The following is a 16516-nucleotide window of genomic DNA, read 5'->3' on the forward strand; positions in this document are numbered from 1 at the left end:
ATTTTAGTTAATGATGTAAAAGGACAGTACCGGATGGTCTGTCCTTTTTTTAATTTAGGCTTTTGAACTGAGCTATCACTACTTTTACATGAACTGCCCGTAGAGTTAAGCGCAGCGTCTCTACGGATTTAGTGATAAGATTAAATCCCATACTCAACTGACAAAAACAAGTCAGAAACACTTTTCCATTAAAAGTCCAAAAAGCCATATTGAAAATTAACGGAGAGATTTTGGAAGAACGATTATCAATTATTTGAATTTGTTAGCGGGCAGCCTGATGAATATCATTTTTTTTATTTACTTTAAACGTGAAAGTTACAGTCTCAAACAAACGTCATAAATACCACATGTACCTCTTAAAAAAAGCTTGCTTTTTCATCGGTTTAGCCGTTTTCACCTATACCGCAAACGCTCAGTCAAAAGCTAATATTCAGGTTAATTTCGATAAGAACATAGCACCTATGCAACCTATTTGGGCCTGGTTCGGATACGATGAACCAAATTATACCTATATGAAAGACGGCCGGAAGTTGCTCACCGAAATCTCAAAGTTTAGTCCGGTTCCGGTGTATGTACGTACGCATAACCTGCTCACATCCGGAGATGGAACCCCTGCTTTAAAATGGGGATCTACCAATGCTTACACCGAAGATTTGCAAGGTAATCCGGTTTATAACTGGAAAATTGTCGATCAGATTTTCGATACTTACGTAAAAAGAGGTATGAAACCTTTGGCGCAGATTGGTTTTATGCCAGAGGCCTTGTCTATCAAACCTTTTCCATACCAGCATAAATGGAAACCTGGCGCACGTTACGACGAAATTTTAACAGGCTGGGCCTACCCGCCCAAAGATTATAAAAAATGGGGCAATCTGGTATATGAATGGGTTAAACATTGTATAGAACGTTATGGTAGGAAGGAGGTAGAAAGCTGGTATTGGGAAGTATGGAATGAACCCGATGGCGCTTACTGGAAAAGTACACAGGCTGAATTCTTTAAACTTTATGATTACGCTGCCGATGGGCTGAAAAGGGCTTTACCCACTGCAAAAATTGGTGGTGCCAATGTAACCGGTGGCGGCACCAGGTTTTTAGACGCTTTTATCAAACATTGCTTAACCGATACCAATTATGTAACTGGTAAAATCGGTTCACCTTTAGATGCTGTATTGTTTCATGCTAAAGGATCACCCCGCGTAGTTGATGGAACTGTTGTAATGAATGTAAGGGCGCAGCTCCGTAATATCGATGCCAATTACAAGATCATCCGTAAATATCCTCAACTTAAAAATATACCTGTTATCATTGGCGAATCTGATCCCGAAGGCTGTGCCGCCTGTGGTATGAGTACCAATCCAGAAAATGCCTACCGCAATGGCACCATGTATTCGAGTTATACTGCAGCTTCTTTTGCCAGGCTTTATGAACTTACAGACAAATATAATATCAACCTATTGGGCGCTGTTACCTGGTCGTTCGAATTTGAAAACCAGCCCTGGTTTGCGGGCTTTCGCGATCTAGCAACCAACGGCGTAGATAAACCTGTATTAAATGTGTTCAGGATGTTTGGCCAGATGAAAGGAAACCGTGTGGAGACCATAAGCAATCGGATGTACAATTTAAATTCCATCCTCGATTCGAGTATCAGAAAAACGCAGACAGATATTGGGGCTTTAGCCACCAAAGCAGATAAAACGGCTGCTGTTATCGTTTGGAATTACCACGATGAAGATAAAACTGGAACGAAAGAAACTGTTTCCATCTCGTTAAATCAACTGCCTGCAAAAACAGTAAACATCACCCAATATCTTATCGATACTGATAATAGCAATGCTTATACCGAATGGAAAAAAATGGGTTCGCCACAAAACCCGGATGCAAAACAGATTGCAACTTTGGAAAAATCCGGTCAGCTTAAAATGATGGGTAAACCCACCAAATTCAATACAGGCAACGGTCTATTTGAGATGGAATTGGCGAGACAGGGAGTAGCTTTTTTAAAGTTGGAGTGGTAAATCGTCCTGTGTTAATCTAATCCCGTGGTCTGTGGCTCACAGACCATTTCCATCTATCAGTTCGATAGTTAATCTGCGTCATTAAATGAGCATGGAATAATAGTTGACGCTCGTCGGTGCGGCAACAGCCAATACAAAAGATTCTTCAGTCCGTTGATAATGACCTGATTTACAGGCTATATTCGTTCTTCCAAACCTGTTTATTACCACTGTAAATCGCTTCGTTGCACATGGCCACACATATAGCCGCCTGGGTGCCGGTATTGATGTTTGATGCCGGTTCTGTTTTTGAAGTGACCGACTTATAAAATTCGTCAAGCGCATAGTTTGTTCCATCTATGGTGGGCTTATCCAAAATCGGGATTCCGCCGTCTTTATTGACCACTATTTTGGTTGCCCCGGTTACGCCATCAACAATACCCAACTCTTTTTTGGTACGCGCTTCAGGGTAAAATAAACCGGTATTGGTCAGCAGAGAAACCGAACCGTTCGTACCTTTTATTTTAAACAGGTAACCATCATGTGCGTTGCCACAAGTAGCCCCAAAGTTACCAATCATACCTTTCTCATCATACCTCAGTATAGCCTGAATGTTATCGTAAGTTTCGCGGCCATCTTTAAAAACATCTATCCCTCCCGAGCCCATAATTTCATCAGGCTGGGTTTCGAAAGCCCAGTTAATAAAATCGATCTGGTGTGAAAGCAGCTCAGCAGCCAAACCACCAGAATACTCCCTATACATTCTCCAATTTATTTTTCGTTCTAAAGCCGGGTCCGGAACTGCCCTGCGCCAGTTACCGTTACGGTCCCAACGACAATCAATCTGGCTAACCTTACCTAAATAACCACTCTGGATCATCTCTTTTACCTTGAAATATAATGGAGAATAACGGTACTGATAACCCACCTGAAAAACCTGATTAGGATGTTTTTTAACCAGTTTCTTAAGTTCGAGTGCCTGGGCAATGTTATAAGTCATGGTTTTTTCCACATACACATGTTTGCCGGCCAGCACTGCATCTTTTGCAATTATAAAATGTTCGCTTAAAGGTGTGGCAATAAAAACTGCGTCGATTGTTTTATCATCTAAAACTTTGCGATAATCTTTTATCGCCCTTGCTTCAGCAGGAACATATTTTTCAGTTTCCTTTAGCCTAAAATCGAGCAGATCGCAGTAGGCTTTAATTTTGTACTTTGCAGACAAAGACTTAATTACCGACAGAACCCCTTTACCGCGATCACCACAACCAATCATGGCCACATTAATAATTTCATCAGCTGCTAAATTGGCAAAACCCTGATTGCCCAAAAGTAATCCAGAACTTATTAGGGCTGATGTTTTAACAAAAGATCGACGATGCATGATATGTTTATATTTTATTTTTTTTAAAATGATGATTTGGAGCGCTAACTACTGCTGCTATTAAAGGCTGGTCCCGCCAATGCTGCAATCTTTTTGTTCCAGGTCCTTACTGTATGATCGAACATGCAACAAAAAGTATTTCCGCGTATGTCGGGGCTAATTACCATCCGTCAGTGCTCATGGGTTTGTTTCAAGGCACAAACGTTAATGATAAACGATTCGGAGCTATCGGATGAGCTAAATAGCCCACAGCGTAACGAGGACTATAAGCGAAAGCGGGACTGCAGGCCGCCATATTGAACCAATGCCCGTTTTCAAATCAAAACTTATAATTTTTTGATCTTAATCGTTCTGAAATCTACTTTGTTACCATGATCCTGCAGTAGGATATGCCCTTTTGGCGCTTCACCAAAATTTTTCCAGTTTTTATACTTGCTCATAGCAACGAGTTTTTTAAACTCTGCTGAACCACGGGTATATTCCAGCACTTTTACACCATTCAAATAATGCTCTACGCGGTTATCCAGATAAACCACTACACGTCCATTGTTCCAGCTGCCGATTGGGCGCAGGTAACGGGCTTCTTTTTTCGAAGTAATCAAATCGTATAAAGAGGCCAAAGTACGGTTTCCATCTCTGCCCAGTTTGGCGTCAGGATGTAATTCATCATCCAAAACCTGGTACTCCAAACCAATGGCCGAACCCGAATTGTTTTCACTTAAAGTAACAAAATATTTCACACCGCTATTGGCTCCGGGCGTCAGCTTAAACTCAAATGATAAGTCAAAAGCAGCATATTCATCCTTCGTTACAATATCTCCTCCATTAGTCGATTCTGCACCTCCTGAAGGTTCAACACTGATGATACCATCCGCAATCTTCCATCCTTTGGAAGGGAAAGCAGTTTTATAGGCACCAACCCAGCCTGCATTGCTTTTACCATCAAATAAAAGTTTATAACCTTCCGATTTTTCGTAAGCAGATAAGGCATTTGGCGTTAAGTTAACGGTGTAAATTCCTTTTGGAAAAGCTTTGGCTTTCAAGCCTTCAGTTTGAATGTTGATATTTTTAAAATAAACTTTCTTGCCATCGTTATCCAGGTTATTGCCAATACCATGAACCTGTAAGCCAATAAAGCCAGATTGATCTAAGGTATCGATCACATAGGCAACGGGCGTTCCGTTTACCCAGGTTTTGGTTTCATTACCAATACATTCTATTCTGTAATGGTTAAACTCATTCTTTTTGTACAATGGTTTGGCCGATGGATTAAGTTCTAAAGGATAAAGCCACAACCTTCTGGCTTCATCATAAATTCCTCCCGTCCATGCACGTGGTGTAGGGTCTATTTCTACCTGCCTGCCAAAAACCAGCCCTTTACCGCCGTTTCCTTCGGGTTTAATATGGCTACGGGTTTGCACACCCGAGTTGGTCGTTTCGCCTTCCAGCTTCACATCCAGCTCTAAAATGAAATCGCCGTATTCTTTTTCGGTAATCAAAAATGAGTTGGGTGTGCCTTTGGTCATCGTTCCCACAATCATTCCATCTTCAACCTTATATGGAGCAGCACCTGCAACGGCTTTCCAGCCGGTAAGCGTTTTACCATCAAATAATGGTTTTGCTTTTTGGGCAGCTGCGGATAAACTGATTAGCGAAAACGCCAGAATACTATATTTTTTAAAATTTAACATGATAGGTTTATGAGATTTTATAGTCTTTAATTATTCCGATGGCTGTTTATTCCAAACTTCTGGAAAACAGTTTGTTTGCCAAAAAATTGCTTCCCCGAACGGTCGGGACAAGCTATCATGCTTCCCCGCAATGACTGCACCTAATATTTAAATACTTTTCCATTTGCCATTACTTCCTGTTTGCCTTCATCGAAAACGGCTTTTGCACCCGTGCGTACAGCAGCATTGGTCATGATATTGGCAATAGAATGTGAATAACCGGCTTCCACAGGCGCATTTGGTGTTTTACGGCTCCGCACACATTCCATCCAGTTGCGCATATGACTGGAGGTTAAGCTATCACCACCCATATTGGCACCGGTTGCAGCTTTAATTGCAGTTTTACTTAAATCAAATTCTGGCAAAAGATTGGCTTTCATTCCCATAGCAGCTGCTTCTTTTTCCCTTAAACCTCCCTTTGGCGATACCTTATTGGTTATGAGGTTGAGTTCACCACCATTCGAGTAATAAACTTCACCTACGTCGCCAACGCTATTCTGCATCCTGGAGGTAAAAGTAACCTGAAAACCATCGGTGGTATCCGGCTGGCCGTAATCAAATACAGCTACCATCGAATCCCAGTTCCTCCTGCCGTCTTTCCAGGTGTAAATGCCTCCGTTTGCCACTACGCTACGCGGGTGTTTTAAATTGGTAAACCAATGCACGGTATCAATCTGGTGGCTCATCCATTGCCCGGGCATTCCTGATGAATAAGGCCAGAATAAACGATATTCCAGGTATTTTCTTGGATCAAAAGCTTCCTTTGGCCGATTGAGTAAAAATCTTTTCCAATCAATATCTTCTTCCTTTAATTTAGCTACCAAATCCGGTCTGCGCCATCTGCCAGGCTGGTTTACATTCCATACCAGATCTACCGCAGTGATGGGCCCGAATTTTCCATCCTGGATAAATTTTGCAGCATTGATATAATTTTCACCGCTCCTTCGTTGGGAGCCAATCTGTACAATCTGCTTGCTGGCTTTAACCGCTTTAAATGCAGCTTTAGCGTCATCCATCGTCTCAGCAAACGGCTTTTCTACATAAGCATCGCAATTGGCTTTTACCGCCTCAATGGTGTGTAGTGCATGTTGAAAATCTGCCGTACTGATAATCACGGCATCCAGATCTTTTGTGGCATAAAGCTCATCATTGTTACGACAGGCTTTAATATCATGGCCGAATTTTTCTTTTAAATGGGCAATTCCTAAATCCCTTCGGTAATTCCAAAGATCGGAAAGACCTACAATATCGAAGTTAAGTTCTTTATTATGGTTCAGAAAGCAAGGCAGAAGCGTATCTTTAAAACGATCAGAAAATCCAACAACACCAACTCGTACCCGATCATTTGCGCCGATAATACGCCCATAACTTTTAGCACTCATACCCATGGTGCCTGCATAGGTTGCTACAGCAAATATTGCTGATTGTTTTATAAATTTTCTTCTGGAATTTTCCATAGAATACAACGGTTTAAATAAGGTTAGATAGATTGCAAGTTAAACGATTTAATGCACGTTTAACAGCATCCAAATTAGCGTTTCTAGTTTAATATAATGCTACGCTTAGGTAACAATTTAGAAAGAAAGGTAGCAAAAGGATGTATTATGGAAAATGAAAGGAAAAAGAAAATCCCTTTTTAAGACCTACAAGGTTTTGAAAACCTTATAGGTCTAAGAAGTTGTAACTAGCCTAAAACCGCTAAACTTTCTTCAATAATTTTGATTTTTGCCTCAGCATCAGCTTTTTTATTTCGCTCGTTGGCAATAATCTCAGGTTTCGCATTCTGCACGAAACGCTCATTGCTCAATTTGGCATTAACTGACTTCAAGAACCCCTGAAGATAAACCAAATCAGCATTTAGGCGTTGGCGCTCAGCCTCAACATCAACATTTTCGGTCAGTGGAATAAAGAATTCATCTTTACCGGCCATAAAAGCTGTTGCACCAACAATTTTATCATTTACAATTTCCGCTTCTGAAACATTGGCCAATTTGAAAACAATGTTTAACCATTTTTCATAATCAAGTTCAGAATTTATTTTGATATTTAAAGGCAAAGCTTCTTTAGGAGAAATCTGTTTCTGGTTCCTTACGTTTCTAATTTCGGCTACAACGGTTTTAATAACCTCTGCATTTTTCAATAATTTCTCATCAAAAGCTCCCACTTTTGGAAACTCAGCAATAATACAGCAATCCATTTCTGCACGATCACCAAACAAATCATCATGCCATAATTCCTCAGTAATGAAAGGCATATTCGGATGCAATAACTTGATGATATTTTCAAAAAAGGCAATCGTAGCTTTGTAACTCTCCCCATCAATCGGCTGTTGGTAAGCCGGTTTAACCATTTCCAAATACCAGGCACAGAAATCATCCCAAACTAACTTATAAGTGATGGTTAGTGCTTCAGATAATCGGTATTGTTTAAAATTGGCTTCAATTTCTACCAATGCCTCATTAAAACGGTTTTCAAACCATAATATAGCCTGAGTATTTGGATTTACCAGGTTTTCATCAACTTCCCACCCCTTTACCAAACGGAACGCATTCCAGATTTTGCTTGCGAAATTACGGCCTTGTTCACAATAGCTTTCATCGAACATCAAATCGTTACCGGCCGGTGATGACATTAACATACCCACACGAACCGCATCGGCACCATATTTTTCAATCAATCCGATCGGATCTGGTGAGTTACCCAACGATTTAGACATTTTACGGCCTAATTTATCGCGTACAATACCGGTTAAGTATACATTTGTAAACGGCTTTTTGCCCATAAACTCATGTCCGGCCATAATCATACGGGCCACCCAGAAGAATAAAATTTCAGGTGCCGTAATCAGATCATTAGTTGGGTAATAGTAATTGATATCTTTATTTTCCGGGTTTTTAAAGCCATCGAAAACAGAAATTGGCCACAACCATGACGAGAACCAGGTATCCATCACATCATCATCCTGCCTTAAAAACGGCTCCAGCTGGTGTTTGAATCCAGCTTTTTCCTCGTTTGAACAATTTTCATCCAGATGTTTTTTCTTCCAGAATTCTTCTAAAGCTTCATCTTTGGTTTTGGCAACCACCCAGTTTCCTTTATCATCATACCAGGCCGGGATTCTTTGTCCCCACCACAGCTGACGGCTGATGTTCCAGTCGCGCACGTTCTCCATCCAGTGACGGTAGGTGTTTTCAAATTTATTCGGAATCAGGTTTACTTCACCGTTCAAAACATCATCCAATGCCGGCTGAGCCATTTCTTTCATCTTCACGAACCATTGCATCGACAGCTTCGGTTCGATCGCGGCATCGGTACGTTCAGAAAAACCTACCTGTGATTTATAATCTTCTACCTTTTCTAAATGACCGGCCTCTTCCAACATTTTGGCAATTTTTTTACGGGCAACAAACCTGTCTTCGCCTACTAAAATTACCGCCAGTTCGTTTAAGGTACCGTCATCATTTAAAATATCGGTAACCGGTAAATTGTGCTTAACACCCAGTTCGTAATCATTCAGATCGTGCGCCGGTGTTACTTTTAAACAACCCGTTCCAAATTCAATATCTACATATTCGTCTTCAATAACCGGAATTTCGTGGTTAACCAAAGGCACAAAAACCTTTTTGCCTTTTAAATGTGCAAAACGTTCATCATTTGGGTTGATACAGATGGCAGCATCGGCCATAATGGTTTCGGGACGCGTTGTAGCAACAGTTAAATATTCAGGCTCATCCTGATTCTTGCTGCTTGATACCTGATATTTAATGTAATATAATTTCTGGTTTACTTCCTTACGGATTACCTCTTCATCAGAAACTGCTGTTTTACCAGCCGGATCCCAGTTCACCATACGGATGCCGCGATAAATCCATCCTTTTTTGTATAAATGAATAAATGAATCGATAACCGCTTCAGAAAGATCCTCCTCCATAGTGAAACGGGTACGGTCCCAATCACAGCTTGCTCCCAATTTCTTTAACTGTTCTAAAATAATACCACCGTACTTCTCTTTCCATTCCCAGGCATATTTCAAAAACTCTTCACGCGAAAGATCTTTTTTATCTATACCCTGCTCTTTTAACATGGCAACCACTTTTGCTTCAGTAGCGATAGAAGCATGATCAGTTCCGGGTACCCAGCAAGCATTTTTACCCTGCATACGGGCTTTGCGGATCAATACATCCTGAATGGTGTTGTTGAGCATATGCCCCATATGAAGTACACCTGTGACGTTTGGTGGCGGAATGACGATGGTGTAAGGTTCGCGCTCATCAGGTTCTGAGTGGAAAAACTTTTTAGATAGCCAATAGCTATACCATTTATCTTCTGTTTCTGCAGGATTGTACTTGGTGGAAATGCTCATGAAAATTGTTATAAAAGCCCAAAAATAGCTAATTAAGCTGAAAGCCCAAAGCTTAGGTAAGCGGAAAACTGAAAGACTAACGCAGACAAACTTTGGATAAGTTTATGTAGAAGATAAGGGTGTTAAATTGCAGGCCTGCCCTGCTTTTGGTTTGCAGGTCAAACGTGAAGCCGGAAGCTATCACGTCAATCAGGGTTAGAAAAACTGGTTCGTTCAAGACAAGGACCATAATGAAGTTTTATTGAACCCTTATTCTACGTCATCAAAAACATCATCTAGCGCAAGTTCAAAACCAGGTAATACAGTTGATGTAATTTTCTCACTTAGTGTAAATATTTTTGAGGGCTCAAATTTACCAATTTCATTTAAGGTATAGATCAAAATACTTTTATCTCCCTGGCTCACTACCCAATATTCTTTCACACCAGATTCTTCGTAAACATGGTATTTATTCAGCAGTTCCATTTTGGTATTTCCGGGAGATAAAACCTCGACAACCAGATCGGGTGCACCGATACAACCACGAGCATCAATTTTGTTTTTATCGCAGATTACACAGATGTCTGGTTGCAAAACGGTAAAAATAGCTTGATCATTGCGACTTTCCTTTGGAAAACGAACATCGAATGGTGACAGGTAAACTTTACAAGGTTGCTTTTTTAAAAATTTCCGAGCTTGAGAAATATGTTACCAACAATTTCCTGATGAACGCTCGAAGGCGCAGGACTCATCTTAAAGATTTTACCTTTAATCAGTTCTACTCTTTCGGGAAAAAGCCAATTTAAATAATTAGAATAACTATAGGTTAACGATGCATCAAGTTCATTGAAATGCCTAACAGGCTCATCATCTTTTAAAACAGGATATAGAACAGGTTCAGACATACTCAAATATACTAATTTTTATAGCAATTTGATTTTATATTTTTCAACATATCTCATTCAATGCCAACGAGTTTTCATTTATCAACCAGTAGTATCATGAATTAATAAAAAAATGTTTTATTCTAAACACAGTTAGCCGTTTAACCAATTTAAACAATTAACCCATCAAAAAAACTTCATTTTCTGAATTCTCACGGCGTTTAAAATCGCCAGGAGTGCCACACCAACATCGGCAAAAACAGCCTCCCACATGGTAGCTATTCCGCCTGCACCTAAAATTAAAACAATTGCTTTCACGGTAAATGCCAATATGATATTCTGGATCACTACATTTTTCGTGGCTTTACCTATTTTAACAGCGGTCGCAATTTTAGAAGGTTGATCAGTTTGAATGACTACATCTGCCGTTTCGATAGCCGCATCACTACCCATTGCACCCATGGCCATACCGATATCGCTGAGCGCCAATACCGGTGTATCGTTAATTCCATCGCCCACAAAAGCCACAACCTTGCTTTTATCGCTTTTAATTTCTTCCAGTCTGGCAACTTTATCTTCGGGCAATAAATCTCCGAAATAAGTATCGATTCCCAAACTTTCGGCAACTTTTCTAACGATTGAGGTTTTATCGCCACTTAACATCACCACCTGTTTTATTCCGTTTTCGTGAAGCTGTTTGATGGCATCGGCAGCATCTTCTTTTATTTCATCTGCAATTAAAACATAACCCACGTATTTCTGGTCGATAGCAACCACAACGATACTTTCTTCTATCGAAGTAATTTTAGGCTCAAAATCAATATTGAATTTTTCCAGAAGTTTAGCATTACCTGTCAGAACCTCTTTGCCATTAACCAAACCCTTTAAACCCATCCCGGCAATTTCCTCGATATTTTCAGCTGGATGTATTTCTCTCTGGCCAGCATATGCTACAATAGCTTTCGCAATTGGATGGGTAGATTTCGCTTCTACAGCCGTTAGTAAGCTTAAAAAATATTTTTCATCTATACTGCTTTCTACTTTCTGGACATTAAAAACACCTTTTGTTAAGGTGCCCGTTTTATCCATCACAACAGTATTAAGCTTAGTAATTAAATCAAGAAAATTTGAGCCTTTAAAAAGAATACCATTTGCTGATGCTGCACCAATTCCTCCAAAATAACCCAGTGGAATAGAAATCACCAGCGCACATGGACAAGATATAACCAGAAAAACCAACGAACGATACAACCAGGTTTGGAAGTGGTATTCACTTCCCAAAACCAAAATTGGAAGAGTGATCAGCGCAAGGGCCAAACAGAAAACAATCGGCGTATATATCTTCGCAAATTTGCGGATGAAGAGTTCGGTTTTGGCTTTACGTGTAGTGGCATTCTGAACCATTTCCAAAATGCGCGACAATGCACTGTCGGCAAAAGCTTTGGTAACTTTAACTTCAATTACCTTCTCTAAATTAAGCATTCCGGCCAAAACCGATTCGCCTTTAACAATGGTGCGGGGCTTGCTCTCCCCCGTTAAGGCAGCAGTATTGAAACTGCTTTTATCGTTGATCAATTCGCCATCCAACGGCGTTTTCTCACCAGCCCTTATCTGTATCGTTTCACCAATTTCTACTTTTTCGGGATCAACATCTTCATATTTTCCATTTCGGAATACATGCGCCACTTCTGCTCTGACATCAAGCAATGCTTTGATATTTCTTTTTGCGCGGTTTACCGCAGCCATTTGAAACAGCTCGCCAATAGTATAGAAAAGCATAACCGTTACGCCTTCAGGATACTCGCCTATAGCAAAAGCACCGATAGTGGCAATAGACATTAAAGAGAACTCGGTAAAAAAATCTTTGGCCTTAAATGTTTCCCAAACTTCGCGTAAAACCGGAACACCTACGGGTAAATAAGCCACAATGTACCAGTAAGGACGAATGACTTGAAATGCCGGCAAATTGAAAAGGTTATCAAACGCAATTCCAACCAGCAGCATAACCAATGTTACAATAGCTGGCAAATATGTTTTAAAGACTGATGGATCACCTCCATGATCATGGTTATGCCCGTTCCCCTCTTCGTGTGCATGATCATCATGATGTGCATGTTTTGATTCGGCATTTTCTTTACTGCTGCAACAGCTATCTTCTTTATCATGTGAGTGGGTCATTATATATTGTATCTAGTGCATTACCTTCTTAATTACTTACTAAACTTTAAAACTTCAAAAAACATGCTAAGTTTAATCAGTATTTCAAATTTATGGAAAATAATAGGTTTTATTCTGAATCATTCTAGATAGCAATATTTTTTACAAGCGCACAATAAATTTTGTTAAAAAATGTTAATAGTGATATAAAGATTTAAAATCATGAAATCTATCAAAATTCCTTTTTCAGCTTCCGACTTGATCAGACGTCTTGGCTTGGCAAAAATTTATTACTGGTTTAACAAGTAATATTCTTAATATATTACACCAGTATCAATTAGTATTTCCTAAATTTCGCATCATTATTAACTTATTAAGCGAATGAAATACCAAAATTTGAAAAGATATTTTGCGGCGCTGGGTATAATCGCTGCTGGCTTTTCTGCAAATGCACAAACGAAAAAATTTATCGACCCTGCTAATATGGATTTATCCGTTAAACCAGGCGACGATTTCTACACCTACGCGAGTGGTACGTGGATAAAAAACAATCCGGTTCCTGCTAAAGAAACGCGCTGGGGTTCATTTAACGAACTCCGCGATTTTAATATCAATGCCGTTAAATCTTTAGTGGAAGATGCAGCTGCCGATAAATCTGCTCCTGCAGGTTCGGTTAAGCGTAGAGTTGGCGATTTTTATACAGCCGCCATGGATAGTGCGACCATTGAAAAATTGGGTTATACACCTATCAAAGCCGATTTAGCCAAAATCAAGCAAATTAAAAATATACAGGATGTGCTTGATCAGGTGGCCTACATGCGCACCAATGGTTTGGGCGGCGGAATGTTTGGTTTGGGTGTTGGCCAGGACCGCAAGAATGTGAACAAATACATGGTGAATATCAGTCAGGGTGGTACAACACTTCCAGACCGTGATTATTACCTTAAAGATGATCCGCGAAGTGTGAAGATCCGCGATGCTTACAACACCTATATGGTGACTTTGTTTACCTTAACAGGAAGTGCAGCTGAAGAAGCCAGACAAAAAGCAGCAACCGTTTATAAAATTGAAAAGCAATTTGCTGAAGCGCAGATGAGCCGTTTGGAAATGCGCGATCCTTATGCTACCTATAACAAGCTTACCGTTGCAGAACTGAACAAAAAAACGCCTGACATTAACTGGACGACCTATTTACCCAAATTCAAAATCAAAAATCAAGATACTGTTCTGGTTTCATCGCCTAAATTTATGGCAAGCCTGGATGGAATGTTGAAATCAATTCCTGTTGAAGATTGGAAAACCTATTTAGAATGGAATATTTTAAAAGGTTCAGCTTCTAGTTTAAGTTCTCCGTTTGTAAAGGCAAGTTTTGCTTTTACACAGGCTCAAACCGGTCAGAAAGTGCAAACGCCGCGTTGGCAACGCATGTCATCTCTAACAGATGGCACCATTGGCGAATTATTAGGCCAGCTTTATGTAGCTAAATATTTTAAGCCGGAAGCTAAAGAACGCATGAACCAGATGATCGTAAACCTGCGTAAAGCATTCGAAATCAGAATTAAAGGTTTAGAATGGATGAGTCCTGAAACCAAACAAAAGGCCTTAGCTAAATTAAATGCATTTACACCCAAAGTGGGTTATCCCGAAAAATGGAAAAACTACGATGGTTTAGTGATTAATAAAGATACTTATTTCCAGAATTTACGCAATGCAAGCGTTTGGGGTTATAATGAAATGGTTAACCAGTTAGGTAAACCGGTTGATCGTAAACGCTTTGGAATGACACCTCCAACGGTTAATGCCTACTACAGCCCTACATTGAACGAAATTGTTTTCCCAGCGGGTATTTTACAGTTCCCTTTCTTCGACCCAAATGCTGACGATGCCGTTAACTATGGTGGTATCGGTGCGGTAATTGGTCATGAAATGAGTCATGGCTTTGATGACAGCGGTAGCCAATATGATGCCGCCGGCAACTTAAAAAACTGGTGGACAGCTGAAGACAAAGCTAAATTTGATGCTAAAACCAAAGCTTTGGGGGAGCAGTTTGACGCCTATACGGTGTTAGATACGGTTCATGTAATCGGTAAGTTAACCATGGGCGAAAACATTGGCGATTTAGGCGGGTTAAATGCTGCTTACACTGCTTTTAAAATGACCAAACAAGGTCAAAGTAATGAAAAAATCGATGGTTTTACACCAGATCAGCGTTTCTTCTTGGCCTGGGCGCAGGTATGGAGGGGTAATATTTTACCTGAAAGTGCAGCCCAGTTAATTAAAACAGATCCGCATTCTCCAGGCCCTTACCGTACCATTGGTGCGCCTGTAAATATGGATGCCTGGTATGAAGCTTTTGATGTTAAACCTGGCGATAAACTATACAAAAAACCTGAAGATAGAATCAGAATGTGGTAGATTTGAGGCTGGAAGGTGGAGGGTGTAAGGCTTTTTAGTTCGATCATTTAATAGAGGTTGAAAGTCGAATTTATAAGACTCAATCCCCCTCAACTTTAAAATTTACATTATCATAAATTTAATATTATAAGCGTCCTGATTATTTCGGGACGCTTTTTTTCAGATGCGGTGCAAGGTCTTCCCATCCCCATTCCCGCCTTGGTTCGTATCCCCGCGAAACAATAACTAATCAACATCCACCTCAATCAAAAATTAATCCTACTCCTTTAAACAATTCTTAATTATCATCCTATCTTTGAAAAATATAAGTGCCTTATCTATGAAAAGTCCAATTTCCTACCTCTTTATCTTTGCGTTATCCTTATTTTCCCTCTCAGGTTTTGCCCAGGAAAATAACATGATCAGTATTGAAAAATTAATCAACAAAACAGATCCTGCATGGCCACTGGTAAAAAAATGGATTGAATCTGCAAAAAACAAGGTAGAGGTTCTGCCCGTTGATTCTGCAAAGGCGAAGGAGGTTTTGTATCACTCGCAAATGACAACCTATGCCACACTTGGTTCGGTAATTTACAATACGGGAGGCATTATGGTAGATAACGGCTGGATTAGAATTTTAGGCTCCGGCAGCGAAAGATTAAACAGAAACATAGCCGATTGGAACAAAGGGAAAACCTTAAAGGAGTATGGCGATAACATTCCCTACCTCTTAATTGCTGATGATGCAGTAGGCGGTTTTTTTGCCATCAACTACGGCGGTTTGGGCAAAGACATTAAAAATGTGTATTATCTTGAGCCCAATACTTTAACCTGGCAACCACTTGGAGCTGGTTATGGGGAGTTTCTCGTTTTTTGCTTTGACAGTGATCTTTCCAAATTTTACAAGGGATTACGCTGGAGCAGCTGGAATCAATTCATTGCCAATTTGGATGGAACCAAAACCTATAGCTTCCGTCCTTATTTATGGGAAGAAGGTACAGACATTGATAAATGCACGCGAAAACTGGTTGGTATTGAAGAAATGTACCGTTTTAATATTATGAAGTCGAAAGAACTGAATGCAGATAAAGGCATAAAAAAAGATGAAACAACAAAAGAAGAAACTAAGGGCGAACAATAATTTCCAGTCGATTTAAAGCATAATCCTGCACCTAAAGCACGTGAAAGATACCTTAGCATAAAAATTAAGCGTACTTTGCCTGTGTTTTCCTTGGTAATTTGGCTAACACCATCGCTCTTGAATCGGCGACCCTTCTTTTTAGCTCATTATCGTTCAATACTTCCAAATTCTCGATCTGGATCCATTGCCGCTTTGCCATATGATAAGCTTGTGAAATGCCGTATCTGGCAGAGAGTTCGTCAAATTCATCCGGATCACATTTGATAGAAAAACGATTCCCCTCATCAATAGCGATAATGACATAAATTTTTTCTTCTATCATAAAACACAAATGCTCCCATTTCATGCCTTCGGTAGTACCGGGTAAACTTAAACAATACTCTCTGAACGATTCGATATCCATATTTGCGAAGGTTTAGGGTTTAGGCTTTAGGGTAAGATCAAAGCTAATCACAAAAGATTAAAAGTTAAAGACCAAAGATATAATTAG

General features: G+C 40.0%; 11 protein-coding genes. 3 read left to right on the top strand and 8 right to left on the bottom strand.

What is annotated here, in order from left to right:
• The first annotated feature begins 308 nt into the window (after window positions 1-308).
• Window positions 309-2015 (top strand): GH39 family glycosyl hydrolase, encoded by a 1707-nt coding sequence (locus tag ACIQXP_RS16970; RefSeq protein ID WP_387506174.1) that lies wholly within the window; start codon window positions 309-311, stop codon window positions 2013-2015.
• Window positions 2016-2184: 169 nt separating this feature from the next.
• On the opposite strand, the gene ACIQXP_RS16975 is transcribed toward ACIQXP_RS16970, so the two are convergent.
• The 7 genes from ACIQXP_RS16975 to ACIQXP_RS17005 form a co-directional block, all read right to left on the bottom strand.
• The gene (locus tag ACIQXP_RS16975) at window positions 2185-3378 is read right to left on the bottom strand and encodes a Gfo/Idh/MocA family protein (protein WP_387506176.1); all 1194 of its coding nucleotides are present in this window, start codon (window positions 3376-3378) and stop codon (window positions 2185-2187) included.
• 326 nt (window positions 3379-3704) lie between these two features.
• Window positions 3705-5069, bottom strand: a complete 1365-nt coding sequence (locus ACIQXP_RS16980; protein WP_387506178.1) for a 3-keto-disaccharide hydrolase — start codon at window positions 5067-5069, stop codon at window positions 3705-3707.
• A gap of 140 nt (window positions 5070-5209) precedes the next feature.
• Window positions 5210-6565 (bottom strand): Gfo/Idh/MocA family protein, encoded by a 1356-nt coding sequence (locus ACIQXP_RS16985; protein WP_387506180.1) that lies wholly within the window; start codon window positions 6563-6565, stop codon window positions 5210-5212.
• A gap of 227 nt (window positions 6566-6792) precedes the next feature.
• Window positions 6793-9471, bottom strand: a complete 2679-nt coding sequence (locus ACIQXP_RS16990) for a valine--tRNA ligase (protein ID WP_387506182.1) — start codon at window positions 9469-9471, stop codon at window positions 6793-6795.
• A gap of 249 nt (window positions 9472-9720) precedes the next feature.
• Window positions 9721-10155 carry a Uma2 family endonuclease gene (locus ACIQXP_RS16995; RefSeq protein WP_387506283.1) on the bottom strand — a complete coding sequence of 145 codons (435 nt, stop codon included), beginning with the start codon at window positions 10153-10155 and terminating at the stop codon, window positions 9721-9723.
• On the bottom strand, window positions 10131-10355 hold the full coding sequence (locus ACIQXP_RS17000; RefSeq protein WP_387506184.1) for a hypothetical protein: 225 nt from the start codon (window positions 10353-10355) through the stop codon (window positions 10131-10133). The genes ACIQXP_RS16995 and ACIQXP_RS17000 overlap by 25 nt, the downstream gene beginning before the upstream one ends.
• Before the next feature lie 165 nt (window positions 10356-10520).
• Window positions 10521-12512: a heavy metal translocating P-type ATPase gene (locus ACIQXP_RS17005; protein ID WP_387506186.1), complete on the bottom strand. Its 1992-nt coding sequence runs from the start codon at window positions 12510-12512 to the stop codon at window positions 10521-10523.
• Window positions 12513-12872: 360 nt separating this feature from the next.
• On the opposite strand from ACIQXP_RS17005, the gene ACIQXP_RS17010 reads away from it, so the two are divergent.
• Window positions 12873-14906: a M13 family metallopeptidase gene (locus ACIQXP_RS17010; protein ID WP_387506188.1), complete on the top strand. Its 2034-nt coding sequence runs from the start codon at window positions 12873-12875 to the stop codon at window positions 14904-14906.
• A gap of 319 nt (window positions 14907-15225) precedes the next feature.
• The gene (locus tag ACIQXP_RS17015) at window positions 15226-16026 is read left to right on the top strand and encodes a DUF2625 domain-containing protein (protein WP_293741433.1); all 801 of its coding nucleotides are present in this window, start codon (window positions 15226-15228) and stop codon (window positions 16024-16026) included.
• 64 nt (window positions 16027-16090) lie between these two features.
• Here ACIQXP_RS17015 and ACIQXP_RS17020 read toward each other — a convergent pair whose 3' ends face one another.
• On the bottom strand, window positions 16091-16429 hold the full coding sequence (locus tag ACIQXP_RS17020) for an MmcQ/YjbR family DNA-binding protein (protein ID WP_293741432.1): 339 nt from the start codon (window positions 16427-16429) through the stop codon (window positions 16091-16093).
• Window positions 16430-16516: the final 87 nt, after the last annotated feature.

Origin of the sequence: Pedobacter suwonensis, from assembly GCF_044762335.1 — a bacterium.
Classification (GTDB): Bacteria; Bacteroidota; Bacteroidia; order Sphingobacteriales; family Sphingobacteriaceae; genus Pedobacter.